The following is a 16,239-nucleotide window of genomic DNA, read 5'->3' as shown; positions in this document are numbered from 1 at the left end:
GCCGACGACCCCGAAGGCCACCAGCGCGCCGAGAGCGAGCGCGCCGAGGACGCGCTTTTCCTTGTTCCCCATGAGAAAGTGTTCCCCCGATAAAGTCCGTCAGGCCGCTTTGACCGTGACGCTTCCGCTGTCGGTGTTGAGATCGAGCTTGTGCTGGGCCGAACCCGACTGGTTGACGTCGATGTCGCGGTGGCCGCTGTCGGTGGTGCCGGTGACGTTGTAGTCGCCGGAAGGCACCTGGACCTCGATCGAACCGCTGTCGGTCCGCGCGGTGACGTCGGCGCCCGTGACCAGTTCGAGGTCGATCCGGCCACTGTCGGTGCGGGCTTCGACGTTGCCGCCGAGCCGTTCCCCTTTGACGGCACCGGAAGAGGCGTGAACGGTGACGGCCTGTCCGATGTTCGCCAGTTCGACGCGACCGGCGTCGGACTTCACCTTCACGGTGCCCGGCACGTCGCGCACCTCGACCCGGCCGGAGTCGACGGTGATATCCACAGTGGACGCCCCGGCGATGTCCACCGACCCCGAGTCGAGCCTGCCCGAGACCGGGATCCCCGCCGGGACGGTCACTTCGTAGGCGACCTCGCAGTTGTTGCCGCAGCCTTCGAGGACCAGGGTGTCGCCGTCCACGCGGTAGGCGTCGCCCGGCTTGTTCCAGCGGTATTCGAACTTCTGCTGGACCTTCACCGGGCCACCGCCCGTGCGGATCTTGAGTGCGCCCTCGTCGTTGTCGACGCGGACGTTCTTGATCTGCTGGGTGAGCTCGGCGGTCGCCTCCGCGTCGGACGGCCACCACCAGCCGAGACCGGTGAGCACACCGACGCCGATCAAAGCGATGCCGCCGAGGGCGAGGAGTGGGCGCGCCATGGTCTTGAGTCCCTCCAGAGCAGGTTTTCGTGTAGCTCGACGCTAAAGGCAGCGCGACGGGTTGGACATAGGGGTAACCCCCGGATTCGTCCCTGAGAACGCACCGGGGTCCTCGGGGTCATAACCTGGCTTCGTCATCTGTTCCACGACCAGGAGGACGCATGCCGCAGGCACCCGATCCGTACGACTTCCTGCCCGATCTGCCTGCCTTCACCTTGAGCAGCATCGACATCGAAGAAGGCGGCTTCCTGCCGACACCCCAGCTTTCCGGGATCTTCGGCGCGGGCGGCGAAGATCGCTCCCCGCAGCTGTCCTGGGACGGCTTCCCCGACGGGACCAAGAGTTTCGCCGTGACCTGCTACGACCCCGACGCCCCGACGGCGAGCGGGTTCTGGCACTGGGCGGTGTTCGACATCCCCGCGTCGGTGACCGCGCTGGCCGCGAACGCGGGCGACGAAGCTGGCTCCGGTCTGCCGGCGGGCGCTGTCACCCTGAAGGGGGACGGCGGCGTGAAGCAGTTCCTCGGCGCCGCCCCGCCGCCCGGGCACGGGCCGCACCGGTACATCTTCGCGGTGCACGCTGTCGACGTCGAAAAGCTGGACGTCGGGGAGGACGCTACGCCGGCTTTGCTGGGGTTCAACCTCTTCAGCCACGCGCTCGGGCGGGCGACCCTTACGGCGCTGCACGAGAACAAGGGCTGAGACCGGCTTTCCGTGAAGGCCTCCTTCCCTACTCTCAAGGTAGGGAAGGAGGCCTTCACGGACTTTAGGCCTGCCCGTTCGGCCGCGACCGCTCCATGTACTGCCCCTCCGGAGGGTCGCCGAAGCCGAACTGCCGGTACAGCCCGTGCGCGTCGGCGGTGTGCAGCATCCACCGGAACGCCGCGCCCGGCCCGTTGTCGATCATCTCCCGGACCAGTTCCTTGCCGAGCCCCGCGCCGCGCGCCTCGTCGACGACGAAGACGTCCGCGAGGTACGCACTGCCGATGGTGTCGGAGAACGCCCGTGCGAAGCCGACCATCTGCCCTGTCGAAGTCTCGTACGCGCCGACGACGCGCCACGCGTTCTTAAAGACCTTCTCGACCAGCTCGCGGTCTCGCCACTTGCCCCAGTAGACGCCGGTGGACAGGCACTTCCACACCACGTCGAGGTCCACCCGTGCCGGGTCGTCATCCACTTCGTATGCGCCGACAGTCCTCATGATCCGCACGTTACCCAGCAGGTCAACGGGGTTTCAGCAGGTAGTCCACCACCGGCCGCAGCTCGTCGGCGGACGGCGGCTCGTCGTCGATGAGGCCCTGGATCAGGAGCCCGTCGATCCCGGCGAGGAACACCCGGAACGCGACCTCGTCGTCGTGCCGGACCATCGAGGTCAGCACGTCCAGCCAGCGCCGCGCGGCGGGCCGCAGCTCGGGTTTGCGCGCGGCCAGCAGGTACAGCTCGTACTCCGCCATCGTCCGCCCGCGCCGCGGGCCCAGCGCCTCCGCGAGCAGCCCGGCGACCTCTTCCGCGCCGCGGCTGCCGCGTGAGCGGGCGCGGTCGATCATCCAGTAGACCTCGGTCGCCATGTCCCTAGCGCACGAGATGAGGGTCGCGATCAGCAGGTCGTCGAGGCTGGAGAAGTGATAGGTCGTCGACGCCGTCGGCACGCCCGCCTCGGTGGCGACCGTCCGATGGGTGACGCCGGCGACGCCGTCCCGTTCGATCACCCGCAGCGCGGCCGCGATGATCTCCTCGCGCCGCTTCTCGCCCCTGGCCTTTCGGCCGTCGACCTGGATCTTCACTTAGTGCGCGCTCCCGACCTCGATCAACACGACCCCGCCGACCACCAGCGCCAGCCCGGCGATGACGGCGAGGTTGACCGGCTCCTTGAAGAAGACGATGCCGACGGCCGCCACCAGCGCGACTCCTGCCGCGGCCCAGATCGCGTAGGCGACGCTCACCGGCACGCCCGCCTTCAGAACGTACGCGAGCGCGACGAACGCGAAGGCGTATCCGACCACGACGACGATCGACGGTCCGACCTTGGAGAAGCCCTCGGAGAGCTTCAGCGAGACCGTGGCCGTCACCTCGGCGGCGATGGCGAAAGCGAGCAGAAGGTACGCACCCATGTCACAAAAACTACCTGGACGATCGTCTTAAAACAAAGAGAGGCGTACACCACATCGGTGGGACTTGGGCGCGGCCAGTGGGTTACCCATCAGTAAGAAGCATTAGTCTGCCCGAACCACCACAGCTTCACTCGGACGAAAGGCACCCGACGATGGGCGCTGTACAGCTGACGCTCGGCGGGATCGCGGTCCTGCTCGGCGTCGTCGCCTGGGGAATGTTCTTCGCGACCATCGCCCGCTTCGTGCGGGTGATCCGCCTCGGTCAGCCGGACTCGACCCGCAACGGTCCTTTCGTGCCGCGGATGAAGACCCTGATCAAGGAATTCGCCGCGCACACCCGCATGAACAAGGTCAAGAGCGTCGGCCCGGCGCACTGGCTGGTCATGTGGGGCTTCCTGCTCGGGTCGCTGGCCCTGTTCGAGGCGTACGGCGAGGTCTTCGTCCCGACGTGGGGCTGGCCGATCCTCGACGACTGGTCGCTGTTCCAGCTGCTCATGGAGCTGCTCGGGGTCGGCACCATCGTCGGCATCCTGGTGCTGATCTGGATCCGCCAGAAGAACCACCCGCGCCGCGCGGACCGGCAGTCCCGCTTCCAGGGCTCCAACTTCAAGTGGGCGTACTTCATCGAGGCCGTCGTGCTCATCGAGGGCATCGGCATCATCGGCGTCCGCGCCGCGAAGTCCGCGCTGGGCGTCCACGACACCCCGGTCTGGGCCGCGTTCGTCTCGCACCCGCTCGGCCTGCTGCTGCCGTCCAGCCCGAACCTGGTCACGGTGTTCGCGTTCGTCAAGCTGATGAGCGCCACCATCTGGCTGATCGTGGTCGCGCGCACGATGACCATGGGCATCGCCTGGCACCGGTTCAGCGCCTTCTTCAACATCTACTTCAAGCGCGAGGCCGACGGTGGCGTCGCGCTGGGCGCGCTCAAGCCGATGATGAGCAACGGCAAGGTGCTCGACCTCGAAGAGGCAGACCCGGACGAGGACACCTTCGGCGTCGGCAAGGTCGAAGACTTCAGCTGGAAGGGCTGGCTGGACTTCTCCACCTGCACCGAATGCGGCCGCTGCCAGTCGCAGTGCCCCGCGTGGAACACCGGCAAGCCGCTTTCGCCGAAGCTGCTCATCACGCAGCTTCGCGACCACGCCTACGCGAAGGCGCCGTACCTGCTCGCGGGCGGCAAGCGCGACATGGCGGGCGACGAGGTCGGTCTCACCGGTGACGACATGTACGCGGGGATCGACGTCCTCGCGATCGCCGAGTCCCAGAAGGCGCTCATCGGCGACGACGGCGGGATCATCGACCCCGAGGTGCTGTGGTCCTGCACCTCCTGCGGCGCCTGCGTCGAGCAGTGCCCGGTGGACATCGAGCACGTCGACCACATCGTCGACATGCGCCGCTACCAGGTGATGATCGAGTCCTCGTTCCCCAGCGAGCTCAACGGGATGTTCAAGAACCTGGAGAACAAGGGCAACCCGTGGGGCCAGAACGCCAAGGACCGGCTCGCCTGGACCGAGGACCTGGACTTCGAGGTGCAGGTGTTCGACGGCGACCTCGGCGACACCGAGTACCTCTTCTGGGTCGGCTGCGCCGGCGCGTTCGAGGACCGCGCGAAGAAGACCACGCGCGCCGTCGCGGAACTGCTGCACATCGCGGGCGTGAAGTACACCGTGCTCGGCTCGGAGGAGTCCTGCACCGGCGACCCGGCCCGCCGCGCGGGCAACGAGTTCCTGTTCCAGATGCTGGCACAGCAGAACGTCGAGATCCTGAACTCGGTCTTCGAGGGCCGCGAACGCAAGGCGCGCAAGGTGGTCGTCACCTGTGCCCACTGCTTCAACACCCTCGCGAACGAGTACCCGGAGCTGGGCGGTCAGTTCGACGTCGTGCACCACACGCAGCTGCTCAACCGTCTCGTGCGGGAGAAGCACCTGACCCCGGTGGCCGCGGTCGCCGAGGACGTCACCTACCACGACCCGTGCTACCTGGGCCGCCACAACAAGGTCTACGACGCTCCGCGCGAGCTCGTCACCGCTTCGGGCGCGCAGTTGCGGGAGATGCCGCGGCACGGCGACCGCTCGATGTGCTGTGGCGCCGGCGGCGCGCGGATGTGGATGGAAGAGAAGATCGGCAAGCGGATCAACGTCGAGCGCGTGGACGAGGCGCTCGGCACCGCGCCGTCGAAGATCGCGACCGGCTGCCCGTTCTGCAAGGTGATGCTCAATGACGGTCTCACCGCGCGCCAGAGCGACGGCCAGGCGAGCGAAAAGGTCGAGATCGTCGACGTCGCGCAGCTGCTGCTGACCGCCGTCAAACGCAAGCCGGAGCCTCAGCTGGTCCCGGCGGGAGCGCCGTCCCTGGACGCCGTCTCAGATGCTGAACTCGACGAGAAGGCCGAGAAGCCCGCCGTCGAAAAGGCCACCGAGACACCGCTCCCGGAGGAAGACAAGTAGAACTTTTCGAGGTCGGAGGGAACATTCTCTCGCACATAATGCGAGAGAATGTTCCCTCTTGTTTTATCCCGGGCCATGACCATTCCGTTCCCATTACCCGTTCGGCGGTACACCGTGGCGATAGGCTGCAGCGGATCCGAAAAAAGGGGCGAGGAAAATCAATGGGCAACCGTCACGAACTCCGTCCGGGCAAGGAACACCGCCTCGCGATTCCGGGATCGTCGACACTGCGCCCGCCTGCCCGCCTCCCTTCGGCCGCGGCACTCGCCAGAATGGCCCAGGAAGCGACCATCCCCAGCATCCCGGCCGCCCGGCGGCCGCCGCGACAGGAACGGAAGCGCACGCGCGTCCGCCCGTACGTCCGCACGGGCGGACGCACGCAGGCCAAGCGGAACTTCGCCATCGAAGCGATGATCTCCGTCCGGAACGACGCACCGTGGAGCGCGCCTGGGTTCAGCGTCGAATTCCATTCGGTCCGATCACTGTGCCGCCGCCCGACTTCCGTGGCCGAAGTAGCGTCGTCACTAAGCGTTCCACTCGGCGTCGCAAAGGTCCTTTTGGGTGATATGGCCGAACTCGGACTGGTTACCGTTCATGAAACGCAGGCTGAATTCGACGGTCATCCGGCACTCGCCTTGATGGAACGCGTGCTGCAGGGTTTGCGTCGCCTGTGAGATCGGCCCACTCGCACTACGCTGCGCTAGGTGAGTGAAGAAACCGGTGGCGAAAGCACCCTGACGGTGGTGCTGGCGGGTGGGGTCAACCTCGCCATCGCCGTACTCAAACTGATCGCCGGGATCATCACCGGCTCCGGCGCGATGCTGTCCGAAGCCGTGCACTCGGTGGCCGACACGATCACCGAAGTACTCCTGCTGACAGCGCTGAAACGCTCGGACCGTCCCGCCGACCGCGTCCACCCCTTCGGCTACGGCAAGGAGCGGTACTTCTGGTCGCTGCTCGCGGCGGTGTCGATCTTCGCCTCCGGCGCGATGTTCGCGCTCTACGAAGGCTTCTCGACGGTGTTCGGCGAAGAGACCGAGCAGACCGACCCGATCGTCGGCCACATCGTGCTCGCGATCGCCTTCGTCCTCGAGTCCGTCTCGTGGTTGCAGGCCGTGCGGCAAGTGCGGCGCGACGCCGCCGACGCGGGCCAGAAGATCTCGGTCTACCTGCGGATGATCGACGACCCGGCGCCGAAGACCGTCCTGTTCGAGGACTCGGCCGCGCTGATCGGCCTGCTGCTCGCGTTCGCCGGGATCGGGCTGCACCAGCTCACCGGCTCGCATATCTGGGACGGTGCGGCGTCGATCGCGATCGGCGTGCTGCTGGCGCTGGTGGCCTACGTGCTCGGGCGCACCAACCGCGGCCTGCTGATCGGCAGGCAGGCGGATCCGAGGCTGGTCCGCGGGGTGCGGGACCACTTGCTGGGCGCGCCCGAGATCGAGGCCGTCGTCGACCTGCAGACCATGCTGATGGGCACCGATCAGGTGCTCGTCTGCACCCGTGTCGACTTCGACGACGCGCTGGGCGCGGCGGACGTCGAACGTGCCTGCGTCCGGATCGCGGCCGAACTGACCCGGGAGTTCGGCGACGTCACCGAGGTGTTCATCGAACCGGTCCCGCGTACGGATCCCGAGCTGCGAGCGGCGGTACTGGCCCGCTACGGCGAAATCGCCGAACGGTGGGAAAAGGGTCAGTAGCCGAAGTTCTGCGTCCAGTACATGCCCTTGGTGTTGACGCCGACACCGATCTTCTTCAGCTTGCAGTTGAGGATGTTCGCGCGGTGACCCTCGGAGTTCATCCAGGCGTCCATCACCTTGGCGGCGTTCGACTGGCCCTTGGCGATGTTCTCGGCGCCGGGCTTGTCGTAGCCGGCGGACCGGATGCGCTGGTCGAACGTGACGCCTTCCGGCGTGGTGTGGGAGAAGTAGTTCCGGGCCGACATGTCGTCGCTGTGGCCCTGCGCGGCGGCGGCGAGGTGGGACTCGTTGCTCACCGGCGAGCAGCCGGCGTCGGCGCGCTCGGAGTTGACGAGATCGATGACCTGACCGGCGAGCGAGCTGTCCTGCGAACGGGGCGGTTCCGGAGCCTTGCTCGGGGTGGGCTTGGGGGCCTCGGAAGGCTTGGGCGGCTCGGCCGGGGCGGAGGACGAGCTGGGCGGGGCGGAGGAAGACGTGGGAGCCGCCGAGGACGACGTCGGAGCGGACGAGCCGGGCGCGGCGCCGTCCTGAGCGGGAGCGGACGTCTGGCCGAAGTAGGCGGGAGGCTTCGCGAGGGCGTCGCCGGGTCTGCCCTTGGTGTCGGGGACGCTCAGCGACAGGTTGCTCAACGCGGTGCCCTGGAACCGATCGGTCACCATCAGGTAGCTCGCGCTCGCGATCACCCCACCCAGCAGCACGCTGAGCGTGACAAGCAGTAACCGGCTTCTTGTTCTATTGGGGGACACGGGGCCGAAAACTATCACGAACTGGTTACGGCAATACCCCCGAAAGTAGTAATACCGGTCAACGGCCGCGCTCTGTCATCTAGAAGCGCGTGATCTCTAGAAGCGGGTGATCACTTCCGTGGACTCATGGGTGATCGCGGTCGCGTCGGCCAAGAACCGGAGGACGGTCTCCAGCTCACCGTCCGTATATCCCACGCAGACCTCGCGGACCCGCTTCACCAGGTGATCCCACATCGGCGCGGCGGAGGCCATCATCGCCCCGTCGATCTCGATGAGCACCTTCCGCCGATCCTCGGGATGCGGTTTCCGCGAGACGACCCCCTTGCCCACGAGCCTGTCGATGAGCGCGGTGATCGACGCCGGCGCGAGCCCCGAAAGCTGCGAGAGCGCCTTCGGCGTCTGCGGACCGAAGCGGGCGAGATAGTCGGCCACCTTGCTTTCGACCGCCGAGAGGCCGCCCTGCTCGGCGATCGCCGAGTGGAACATGACCGTCTCCGTCGACAGAGCCCGCGAGCCGCTGAGGATCCGCTCGACCAGTTCCGCTCGCTCGCTTGACACGTCGGCCAGCCTAGCGGAGTCTTTAGTTCGATAGAACGAATTAGTTTCTAAGAGATTCGATGGGGTGAACTACATGGCGAAGACACTGATCGCCGGCGGGGGTATCGCGGGCACGATCACGGCGATCGCCCTGCACGAGACCGGCCACGAGCCGGTGATCCACGAGGCGTACGACCGGACCGCAGAGGGGGTCGGCGCGTTCCTGACCCTCGCGGTGAACGGACTGGACGCCTTGGCGCCACTGGGCCTGAAAGGCCTGGTCAAGGACCTGGGATTCGACACGCCGCGGATCAAGATGCAGCTGGGGAACGGTCGCGAGCTGGCGGATTTCGCGCTCGGCGGGCAGCTGGAAGACGGCACCGTGAGCCAGACCGTGCTGCGCTCCGACCTCTACGTCGCCCTTCGCGACGAAGCCGTCAGACGCGGCATCGAAGTCCGCTACGGCAAGCGTCTGGCCGACGCGCGCGACACGGGCAGCGGTGTGCGCGCGACGTTCGAGGACGGTTCGTCGTCCGAAGGGGACCTGCTGATCGGCGCGGACGGGCTCCGGTCGCGGGTGCGGGAGCTCATCGACCCGCAGGCGCCGTCGCCGCGCTACGTGCCGCTGTTGAACACCGGTGGGCTGGCCGAGGGCCTGCGCCTGGACGGCGAACCCGGCGTCATGCACATGACCTTCGGCAAGCGGCTGTTCTTCGCGCACGTCGTCCACCCGGACGGTGGCGTCTGGTGGTTCGCGAACGTCCCCCGGAAGCATGATCCGTCGCAGGCCGAGCTCGCCACGATGACCGGTGACGCCTGGCGCGAGGACCTGATCCGGCAGCTGGCGGTGGACCGCACCCCGGCCGTCGAGATCGTGCGCGCGACGCGGGAGATCTACCGGCCGTGGGCGACGTACGACTTCCCGAACGTGCCGACCTGGCGGACCGACCGGATGGTCATCATCGGCGACGCCGCCCACGCCACCTCACCGGCGGCCGGGCAAGGCGCCGCGATGGCGGTCGAAGACGCCGTCACGCTGGCGCGATGCCTGCGTGACGTGCCCTCGATCCCGAAGGCGCTCGCCGTCTACGAAGGACTGCGACGCGAGCGCGTCGAAGCCGTCGTCGAGCGCGGCAAGCGCAACGGCGACGCGAAGGCCGTCGGCCCCGTCGGCCGGGTGATCCGGGACTTCTTCCTCTCGCGGGCTTTCAAGAACCCGCCGGCCGACGATCCGAACGCCTTCATGTGGCGGCACCGGATCGACTGGGAAGCCCCGGTGTCTTAACGCCAGGTATCGACGCGGTGGAAGTTCTTGTACGCGCGGCTCGGGGTCGGTCCCCGCTGCCCCTGGTAGCGCGATCCGGCCTCGTTCGAGCCGTACGGGAACTCCGCCGCGCTGGACAGGCGGAAGATGCAGAGCTGGCCGATCTTCATGCCCGGCCAGAGCGTGATCGGCAGGTTGGCCACGTTCGACAGTTCGAGGGTGATGTGGCCGGAGAAGCCCGGGTCGATGAAGCCCGCGGTGGAGTGCGTGAGCAGGCCGAGGCGGCCGAGGGAGGACTTGCCCTCCAGGCGGCCGGCGAGGTCGTCGGCCAGCGTGACGGTCTCGTACGTCGAACCCAGCACGAACTCGCCGGGGTGGAGGACGAAGGGGTCTTCGCCCTCCTTCTCGACCAGTGACGTCAGCTCGTCCTGCTGGAGCTGCGGGTCAATATGCGTGTACTTGCTGTTGTCGAACACGCGGAAGAAGCGGTCGAGTCGCACGTCGATGCTCGACGGCTGGACCATCGTCGGGTCGAACGGGTCGACGCCGAGACGGCCGGCGTCGAGCTCTTTACGGAGGTCACGGTCGCTGAGGAGCACGTGCTCAGCGTAGTCAAGCGGCCTTCATGTGCCTGCCGTAGGTGGTGTCGGGCCGGAACACCTTGTTGACCTGGCGGAGGTAGTGACGCCGTCCGGCGGCCCCGATCAGCTCCTGGAGCGCCGTCGCCCCCGGCACCACCCTGCGGACCGTCTCGGCGGCGAAGTTGACGCCCGCCACCGCGACCACGGCCGCCTGCGCGATCGGATCGTCGGGCAGCTCCAGGAAGTCGGCGTTGGTCTTGCCCAGGAGAAGCCTGCTGATCGCGCCGTGCCCCGCGACCGACACGTGCGCGAGGACCTTGCCGAGCGCGCCCCGGCCCTCGCCGATGCCGGCGTGGGACTTCATGAGCGCCGCGGCGAGCCGCTTGGAGTCGTCGTCGGGGATGAACTCGGTGGTCGCGAGCAGCCACAGCAGACGCCAGGCGTCCTCCTCGTCGGCGGGGAGGAGTTCCTCGTCGACGCCCATCAGCCAGCCGACGTAACGCCAAAGGTGCAGGATGTCGGCGCGCTCGCGGGCGCTGTAGCGGAGCCCGAGCAGCTGCGTGCCGAAGACGTAGACGAGGGAGAAGAGCAGGAGCGTGCCCGCGGTCTGGACCTGGTTGACCGGCTTGTCCCAAGCGGCGTAATCCCAGTCCTTGCGGCGATTCATGGCCGCGCGCACGTGGGCGTGCACCACCCGCACCCGCAACGCGGACTCGTACCCACGCCCGCCGAGCACCAGCGCGCCCGGCGTAGTGACGTGGATCCACCAGGTCGCCGTCTCGACAAGGCGACGTGACGCCTTGTACTCGATCTCGCCGGTGCCGACGAGCGACTTCGTGGCACGCGACGCGAGATAGCCGCCCATCAGCGAGACGTCGCCGAGCGGAAAGAGCCCGAGCAACCCGGCACGCGTGATCGCCCGCGCCCCGCGGTCGAGGCGGTCCGGATCGACCCAGTACGGCGTCGCCTCTACGTTGCGGAAGAAGGCTTCGAACTCCTCCGGCGGATCCTCGACGCTGTCGATGCCTTGCCGCAGCGCCTGTTCGAGCTTTCCTTGGGCGCCTTTCCGCAGCAACGGCACCAGCACGTCGGCCGCCGGATCCTCCCGCTGCGCGAACTTCCGCAGCCGGGCCACCTGACGCTCGTCGCCCCTGATGTCGCCCTCGATGAACAGCCTCGACGCGACCCGGAACCCGCCTTGACGGAACAGTTCGGGGTCAGGCAGCTTCTCGCCCATCCGGATCACCTCCGAGGTAGACAACAAGTGTTGTCACTTTCGACGGCGACGTCAAGGTGGGCGGGGTCTTGGCAAGGGGAGATCCGGACCATGTATGCTGGCCGAGCACTGCGGATGTAGTTCAATGGTAGAACATCAGCTTCCCAAGCTGAATACGCGGGTTCGATTCCCGTCATCCGCTCTCACGCGAAAGCCCCAGGTCAGTGGATGTCCACTGACCTGGGGCTTTCGTTTTGGAGTCTCCCGTGGCCGCGACCCTCCCGGACGATCTCCGCGTCGACGTCCAAACGCTCTGGGACTACCACGACCTGCGGCACGAACTCCGGCCCGCCGACGTCGGGATCGGACTCGGCAGCCATGACCTCGGCGTCGCGACATTCACCGCGGAACTGTTCCACGCCGGGACGTTCCCGCTCATCGTCTTCACCGGCGCCAACGCGCCGACCACCGTCGAGCGCTTCCCGCGCGGTGAGGCGGTGCACTACCGCGAGCACGCGCTTGAACTGGGCGTGCCGGATGACGCGATCCTGATCGAGCCCGAAGCGCGGAACACCGGGGAGAACGTCACGTTCACTCGGCGACTGCTGGAGTCTCGCGGCATTGAGGCCGGGTCGGTCGTTCTCGTCTCGCGGCCATATCAGCAGCGGCGCGCCTATGCGACTTGCAAGAAGCTCTGGCCCGAGGTCGAGGTTAGGTGCGCTTCGCGGCCATTGCCGCTGGATGACTACATCGAGAGCATCGGCGATGTGGACCGGGTCATCAACATGCTTGTCGGTGACACACAACGGATCACCGTCTATGCCGAACGCGGTTTCGCTACCCAGCAGGAAGTTCCGAGCAACGTCGTAGAAGCCTACGACCGCTTAGTCCGGGCTGGATTCAGAGAGCGTCTCCTGCGCCAGGCCAATTGGTTGACATAGAGCGTGGTCCCCATGGCGGGCCGTTTCCTTGAAACGCCGACCGAGATCAAGGTTCCCATCACGTCACTTCCCGCTGGGTTCCGGTCCCCAATGCCACATTGGGCGCACACCTCAACGACACGACACGTTTGCCCTACCCTCAAGTGCCCGCAGGTCAGGGCCAATCCAGCATGATCACCAGAAGTAGTCCGAGCCGACAGGTTCGGGGACCCGTCCCCGAACGCCGCGGCTACCGTCCGGGTATGCGGGCAAAGTCGAGTGACAGCACCGCGGCCGTCTTGCTGACCGTCCTGGCGGGGTCGCTGCTCATCCCGCTGTTGCTGGTGGGCGGGATCTTCCTCATCATCGGGCTGAACACGGGCAGCGGCCCGGGGGCGTACACCGTCATTTTCGCCAAGGCGGGCGACGAATGCGGCGCGAAGGGGCAATACCTCGACACGTCCACCGGCAAGCCGCTGCAATGCATGGGCCCTGGCGGGTTCCGGACGTCTTCGCTCGAATTCCCCGGTTTCTCCCGTGAGCAGAACGACGACGTTCGCCGTTGGCTGACCAAGTTGGCGGAGGACGGCGATCTGAGCGTCTTCGATCACCGTTCGGTCCAAGCCAAGATCGACGGGATCGCGGCCGGATTGCCGCCGGGGACGCGGGTCGAACCGGAATCCGGCTCGACGAAGATCTGGATCGGCGCGGCTTTGACAGCCGTCGGGCTGTCGCTGTGTTCCGGCTTCGCTTGGCGGTGGTACCAGAACCGTCGGACCGGTTATTGATTTCCCGCCGTTGTTACGGTGCAGGACATGGAGATCCGGGAGTACCGCGAAGACGACTGGGCGCAGGTCTGGCCGATCGTGCGCGAAGTCGTGCGCGCGGCGGACACGTACACCTACGACCCCGACCTCACCGAAGAAACCGCGCGAGGCCTTTGGGTCGACGAGCCGCCGAGTCGGACGGTGGTCGCGGTCGAGGACGGCCGGGTGCTCGGCACGGCCAAGACGGGTCCGAACCGCGGCGGACCCGGATCGCATGTGGCGACCGCCAGTTTCATGGTGGACAAGGAAGTTCGCGGCAAGGGCGTCGGCAGTGCGCTGTGCGCGCACGTCTTGGATTGGGCCAGGGAACAGGGTTTCGCGGGCATGCAGTTCAACGCGGTCGTCGAGTCGAACGTCGCCGGGATCCGAGTCTACGAAAGGCTCGGGTTCGAGATCGTCGGGACGGTGCCGGGCGCGTTCGAGCACCCGACGCTGGGGCGCATCGGGTTGCACGTCATGTACTGCGACTTTGACTGAAGCAGGGAGAGCCAAGAGACGCGGAATCACAGCCGTCGTCGCCGGAGTGGCGGTCGCCATCACGGCGACCTGGCTGCTGAACCGCGACGTCCGGCCGACCATCGTCGAAGGCTGGGCGTGGCCGAACTCCGCCGGAAACACGATCTGGCTCACCGAGACACCGGACGGCAAGTCAGAGGGCGACGGCTTCATTCTGGCAGGCGCCCGTTGGACCAGCACCGACAACGTGTGGCGTGAGGGCGCGTCGGGGCCCACCTGCGTCGGCACGGACACGATGGCCGCCACCCACGTCCAGCTCGGAGTCGTCGACGTCCGAGCCGACGGGATGGCCTGGCGACACGCGGTCTGGCTGCGCTGTCTCTAGCCTTCGACGAGTTCCCACGGGTCGCCGGCGCTCGGCCGGTCGTACACCTGGCCGGGTGCGGCGCTCAGCACCAGCGCGACGTCCGGGTACAGCGTGACGGCGTGCTCCATTTCGAGGGCTTCGACCTCGAAGTCCTCGTCCTCCGGCACCTGGAAGCCGACGAGCAGCCAGCTGCCGTCCGCCTCGCGGACGACCTGGCGCACGGCGCGGGCCGGGGCGGCGGGGTCGGTGGAGATCTCGGCGAGTTCGGTGCTCACCTGGACTTCTTCCAGCGGCGAGCCCGGATGCGTCCACGCGGCGAGGCGGGCGGCGCGCACCAGGAGGTCTTCTTCGTCGTCGTCCGAGTCGGCGACCGAGCTCAGCAGCCACGCGCGCCGCTCCGGGTCCCAGTCGGCGGCCATGCCGGTGGGGAGGCCGGCGAGCACGGTGAGTTCGGGGATGAGCTCCACCGCGTCCCGCAGGGGCAGCGCGCCGAACGCGTCGCGGTTGAGGTCCATGTCCTCGGAGAACTCGTTGCCGTCGCTGATGAACCAGTCACCGTCGTCGTCCAGCACGGCGAACGCGAGGTTCGACGGGTCCTCCACCAGCGACCGGGAGATGATGACCGGCGACTCCGGATCCTGACGCATCGGCCAGTTCTCGCTCGACATGCTGGGCTCCCAACGGGGGTTGTCCGGCTGTGGGGCACCATCCCACCATCTCCGGCGTCATCGCCGCGCACCGGACCGGCGGAAGGCTATTCGCTGAGGTCGTACTCGTCGACGTCCAGCGCGGCGGCGGCTTCGGTGAGGAACGCGATCACCGCCGGTGACAAGTGCCAGCCGAATTCCTCGCCGCCGTCACGGTGGTGGAAGTAGCGCACCACCTGCAATACCGCGCTCGCGCCTTCGTCCACCAGCTTCCGGATCCCCGGGCGGACCGGGGCGAGCCTGCCGATCAAGTCCTCGATCTGGTCGTCGACCGCTCCCGGACCGCGATGCGTCACCTTCCAGGCGTGCATCCTCGGCAGCCGGTGTTCGGCGGACCTCGATCCCAGTACCTGGGCCTCGTCGGGCGCCATCCCGAGCCGCGCGGTGATCTCCCCGGCGGACACGGTTTCGCTCTTCAAGGCGAAGTAGCAGTACTGGTGGACCTTCATACGCCCGGCACCCTAGCTTTCGGGCAGGCTGACCAGGTGAAACGTGATCAATCGCTTATCGAACGTCTCGCGCGGGAGCGCAATGTCTGGCTGTGCACGCTCCGCCGGGACGGATCGCCGCATGTGACGCCGGTGTGGTTCGTGTATCTCGACGACGTCTTCTGGGTCGGCAGCGGCGAGCGGAACGTGAAGGTGCGCAACGTCGACGCCGATCCGCGCGTCAGCCTCGCGCTGGAAGACGGCGACGCGCCCGCTGTCGCCGAAGGCCTGGCGCACGTCCATCGCGGGGCTTTGCGCGAAGACGTTCTCGCCGCGCTGGCGGCGAAGTACGACGGCTGGGCGGCAGGCGAGGAGATCGCGCCGTTCGGGGCCAGGGTGCTGCTGGAAGTGCCCGTTAAGCGGTGGCTGCTCCGGGGTGTCGCCCAATAGTCTGGAAAGTCCGATACCGATCTTGGGATGGACGATGCTGACCGGTGAACTGATCCGCTTACGGCCGCTGGAACCCGAGGACGCGGACACGCTCTGGCGCTGGCACAACGACCCGGAGGTCACGCGCTGGCTGACCGCGGACCATGCGGAATCGCTCGCCCGGATCCGCGAACGCTTCGCCGCGCGGAAGCCCAACAGCTACGGCCGGGCGAGTTTCGCGATCGAGAGCCTCGCTGTCGGCACGCTGATCGGCACCTGCACCCTGCGCGACGCCACCCCGGAACAGGGCCGCGCCGAGCTCGACATCTATCTCGGCGAGAAGGACCACTGGGGCGGCGGCTACGGCACCGACGCCATGCGCACGCTCTGCCGCTACGGCTTCGACATGATGCGGCTGCACCTGATCGCGCTGTGGGTCGTGGTCGGCAACGAGGCCGCGATCCACGTCTACAAGAAGCTCGGGTTCCAGGTGGACGGCAGGCATCGGCAGTCGTTCCGCGGTCAGGACGGCGAGTGGCACGACGAGTACCTGATGAGCTTGCTCGAAGGGGAACTTCTCTAGCCCGTGTCCTGTGAGTCTGTTCGATGGGCTTCGCGCGAAGACCGAACATGACTC

At 67.3% G+C, this 16,239-nt stretch carries 21 protein-coding genes and 1 tRNA gene; 12 read left to right on the top strand and 10 right to left on the bottom strand.

The features are described 5' to 3' along the window. Positions 1-99 precede the first annotated feature (99 nt). Positions 100-867 (bottom strand): DUF4097 family beta strand repeat-containing protein, encoded by a 768-nt coding sequence (locus tag ACFOSH_RS01650; protein ID WP_378236777.1) that lies wholly within the window; start codon positions 865-867, stop codon positions 100-102. Positions 868-1,028: 161 nt separating this feature from the next. Between ACFOSH_RS01650 and ACFOSH_RS01645 the strand changes: the two genes are divergently transcribed. Further along, positions 1,029-1,568: a YbhB/YbcL family Raf kinase inhibitor-like protein gene (locus tag ACFOSH_RS01645; RefSeq protein ID WP_378236776.1), complete on the top strand. Its 540-nt coding sequence runs from the start codon at positions 1,029-1,031 to the stop codon at positions 1,566-1,568. Between the two features lie 64 nt (positions 1,569-1,632). Here ACFOSH_RS01645 and ACFOSH_RS01640 read toward each other — a convergent pair whose 3' ends face one another. From ACFOSH_RS01640 to ACFOSH_RS01630, 3 genes are read right to left on the bottom strand one after another with little or no spacing between them, the layout of a single operon-like run. After that, positions 1,633-2,067: a GNAT family N-acetyltransferase gene (locus ACFOSH_RS01640; protein ID WP_378236775.1), complete on the bottom strand. Its 435-nt coding sequence runs from the start codon at positions 2,065-2,067 to the stop codon at positions 1,633-1,635. Between the two features lie 22 nt (positions 2,068-2,089). After that, positions 2,090-2,650, bottom strand: a complete 561-nt coding sequence (locus tag ACFOSH_RS01635) for a TetR/AcrR family transcriptional regulator (protein WP_020632424.1) — start codon at positions 2,648-2,650, stop codon at positions 2,090-2,092. Continuing rightward, a complete protein-coding gene (locus ACFOSH_RS01630; protein ID WP_378236774.1) occupies positions 2,651-2,977 on the bottom strand; it encodes a DMT family transporter in 327 nt (108 codons plus the stop codon). Positions 2,978-3,129: 152 nt separating this feature from the next. Here ACFOSH_RS01630 and ACFOSH_RS01625 point away from each other — a divergent pair, with 152 nt between their 5' ends. The 3 genes from ACFOSH_RS01625 to ACFOSH_RS01615 all read left to right on the top strand — a co-directional run bounded on the left by ACFOSH_RS01625 (position 3,130) and on the right by ACFOSH_RS01615 (position 7,124). Further along, positions 3,130-5,424: a (Fe-S)-binding protein gene (locus ACFOSH_RS01625; protein WP_378236773.1), complete on the top strand. Its 2,295-nt coding sequence runs from the start codon at positions 3,130-3,132 to the stop codon at positions 5,422-5,424. Positions 5,425-5,585: 161 nt separating this feature from the next. Then, positions 5,586-6,098 (top strand): DUF742 domain-containing protein, encoded by a 513-nt coding sequence (locus tag ACFOSH_RS01620; protein WP_378236772.1) that lies wholly within the window; start codon positions 5,586-5,588, stop codon positions 6,096-6,098. A gap of 30 nt (positions 6,099-6,128) precedes the next feature. Next, on the top strand, positions 6,129-7,124 hold the full coding sequence (locus tag ACFOSH_RS01615) for a cation diffusion facilitator family transporter (protein ID WP_378236771.1): 996 nt from the start codon (positions 6,129-6,131) through the stop codon (positions 7,122-7,124). On the opposite strand, the gene ACFOSH_RS01610 is transcribed toward ACFOSH_RS01615, so the two are convergent. Beyond that, positions 7,118-7,807 (bottom strand): CAP domain-containing protein, encoded by a 690-nt coding sequence (locus ACFOSH_RS01610; protein WP_378236856.1) that lies wholly within the window; start codon positions 7,805-7,807, stop codon positions 7,118-7,120. The two genes, ACFOSH_RS01615 and ACFOSH_RS01610, sit on opposite strands and share 7 nt — an antisense overlap. Positions 7,808-7,966: 159 nt before the next feature. Next, on the bottom strand, positions 7,967-8,428 hold the full coding sequence (locus ACFOSH_RS01605; RefSeq protein WP_378236770.1) for a MarR family winged helix-turn-helix transcriptional regulator: 462 nt from the start codon (positions 8,426-8,428) through the stop codon (positions 7,967-7,969). Between the two features lie 73 nt (positions 8,429-8,501). Between ACFOSH_RS01605 and ACFOSH_RS01600 the strand changes: the two genes are divergently transcribed. After that, positions 8,502-9,692 (top strand): FAD-dependent oxidoreductase, encoded by a 1,191-nt coding sequence (locus tag ACFOSH_RS01600; RefSeq protein ID WP_378236769.1) that lies wholly within the window; start codon positions 8,502-8,504, stop codon positions 9,690-9,692. On the opposite strand, the gene dcd is transcribed toward ACFOSH_RS01600, so the two are convergent. After that, positions 9,689-10,270 carry a dCTP deaminase gene (dcd, locus tag ACFOSH_RS01595; RefSeq protein ID WP_016338162.1) on the bottom strand — a complete coding sequence of 194 codons (582 nt, stop codon included), beginning with the start codon at positions 10,268-10,270 and terminating at the stop codon, positions 9,689-9,691. The two genes, ACFOSH_RS01600 and dcd, sit on opposite strands and share 4 nt — an antisense overlap. A gap of 13 nt (positions 10,271-10,283) precedes the next feature. Further along, entirely contained in the window at positions 10,284-11,489 is a 1,206-nt protein-coding gene (locus ACFOSH_RS01590; RefSeq protein WP_378236768.1) for an oxygenase MpaB family protein, read from the bottom strand. A 110-nt stretch (positions 11,490-11,599) separates the two neighbouring features. Between ACFOSH_RS01590 and ACFOSH_RS01585 the strand changes: the two genes are divergently transcribed. The 5 genes from ACFOSH_RS01585 (at position 11,600) to ACFOSH_RS01565 (ending at position 14,056) form a co-directional block, all read left to right on the top strand. After that, positions 11,600-11,670 (top strand) — tRNA-Gly (locus ACFOSH_RS01585). A 64-nt stretch (positions 11,671-11,734) separates the two neighbouring features. After that, entirely contained in the window at positions 11,735-12,409 is a 675-nt protein-coding gene (locus tag ACFOSH_RS01580; RefSeq protein ID WP_378236767.1) for a YdcF family protein, read from the top strand. A 242-nt stretch (positions 12,410-12,651) separates the two neighbouring features. Then, on the top strand, positions 12,652-13,176 hold the full coding sequence (locus ACFOSH_RS01575) for a hypothetical protein (protein WP_378236765.1): 525 nt from the start codon (positions 12,652-12,654) through the stop codon (positions 13,174-13,176). Positions 13,177-13,203: 27 nt separating this feature from the next. Next, positions 13,204-13,692: a GNAT family N-acetyltransferase gene (locus ACFOSH_RS01570; RefSeq protein WP_378236764.1), complete on the top strand. Its 489-nt coding sequence runs from the start codon at positions 13,204-13,206 to the stop codon at positions 13,690-13,692. Between the two features lie 46 nt (positions 13,693-13,738). After that, positions 13,739-14,056, top strand: a complete 318-nt coding sequence (locus ACFOSH_RS01565; protein ID WP_378236763.1) for a hypothetical protein — start codon at positions 13,739-13,741, stop codon at positions 14,054-14,056. Here ACFOSH_RS01565 and ACFOSH_RS01560 read toward each other — a convergent pair. After that, on the bottom strand, positions 14,053-14,706 hold the full coding sequence (locus ACFOSH_RS01560; protein WP_378236762.1) for a hypothetical protein: 654 nt from the start codon (positions 14,704-14,706) through the stop codon (positions 14,053-14,055). The genes ACFOSH_RS01565 and ACFOSH_RS01560 overlap by 4 nt on opposite strands. An 86-nt stretch (positions 14,707-14,792) precedes the next feature. After that, positions 14,793-15,194 (bottom strand): DUF4279 domain-containing protein, encoded by a 402-nt coding sequence (locus ACFOSH_RS01555; RefSeq protein ID WP_378236761.1) that lies wholly within the window; start codon positions 15,192-15,194, stop codon positions 14,793-14,795. A 36-nt stretch (positions 15,195-15,230) separates the two neighbouring features. On the opposite strand from ACFOSH_RS01555, the gene ACFOSH_RS01550 reads away from it, so the two are divergent. Together ACFOSH_RS01550 and ACFOSH_RS01545 are read left to right on the top strand one after the other, a co-directional pair. Beyond that, on the top strand, positions 15,231-15,623 hold the full coding sequence (locus tag ACFOSH_RS01550) for a nitroreductase/quinone reductase family protein (protein WP_378236760.1): 393 nt from the start codon (positions 15,231-15,233) through the stop codon (positions 15,621-15,623). A gap of 34 nt (positions 15,624-15,657) precedes the next feature. Further along, entirely contained in the window at positions 15,658-16,185 is a 528-nt protein-coding gene (locus ACFOSH_RS01545) for a GNAT family N-acetyltransferase (protein WP_378236758.1), read from the top strand. Positions 16,186-16,239: the final 54 nt, after the last annotated feature.

This window comes from Amycolatopsis speibonae, from assembly GCF_042647925.1.
In the GTDB taxonomy this organism is placed as follows: Bacteria; Actinomycetota; Actinomycetes; order Mycobacteriales; family Pseudonocardiaceae; genus Amycolatopsis; species Amycolatopsis speibonae.
Note: the sequence above shows the minus strand (reverse complement) of the source record. Positions and strands in the feature narration are given on the sequence as shown.

Bases quoted from the DNA above. Each gene is read 5' to 3' on its own strand.
- ACFOSH_RS01650 (WP_378236777.1), bottom strand. From the start codon at position 867: ATGGCGCGCCCACTCCTCGCCCTCGGCGGCATCGCTTTGATCGGCGTC.
- ACFOSH_RS01645 (WP_378236776.1), top strand. From the start codon at position 1,029: ATGCCGCAGGCACCCGATCCGTACGACTTCCTGCCCGATCTGCCTGCC.
- ACFOSH_RS01640 (WP_378236775.1), bottom strand. From the start codon at position 2,067: ATGAGGACTGTCGGCGCATACGAAGTGGATGACGACCCGGCACGGGTG.
- ACFOSH_RS01630 (WP_378236774.1), bottom strand. From the start codon at position 2,977: ATGGGTGCGTACCTTCTGCTCGCTTTCGCCATCGCCGCCGAGGTGACG.
- ACFOSH_RS01625 (WP_378236773.1), top strand. From the start codon at position 3,130: ATGGGCGCTGTACAGCTGACGCTCGGCGGGATCGCGGTCCTGCTCGGC.
- ACFOSH_RS01620 (WP_378236772.1), top strand. From the start codon at position 5,586: ATGGGCAACCGTCACGAACTCCGTCCGGGCAAGGAACACCGCCTCGCG.
- ACFOSH_RS01600 (WP_378236769.1), top strand. From the start codon at position 8,502: ATGGCGAAGACACTGATCGCCGGCGGGGGTATCGCGGGCACGATCACG.
- ACFOSH_RS01590 (WP_378236768.1), bottom strand. From the start codon at position 11,489: ATGGGCGAGAAGCTGCCTGACCCCGAACTGTTCCGTCAAGGCGGGTTC.
- ACFOSH_RS01575 (WP_378236765.1), top strand. From the start codon at position 12,652: ATGCGGGCAAAGTCGAGTGACAGCACCGCGGCCGTCTTGCTGACCGTC.
- ACFOSH_RS01570 (WP_378236764.1), top strand. From the start codon at position 13,204: ATGGAGATCCGGGAGTACCGCGAAGACGACTGGGCGCAGGTCTGGCCG.
- ACFOSH_RS01560 (WP_378236762.1), bottom strand. From the start codon at position 14,706: ATGTCGAGCGAGAACTGGCCGATGCGTCAGGATCCGGAGTCGCCGGTC.
- ACFOSH_RS01555 (WP_378236761.1), bottom strand. From the start codon at position 15,194: ATGAAGGTCCACCAGTACTGCTACTTCGCCTTGAAGAGCGAAACCGTG.
- ACFOSH_RS01545 (WP_378236758.1), top strand. From the start codon at position 15,658: ATGCTGACCGGTGAACTGATCCGCTTACGGCCGCTGGAACCCGAGGAC.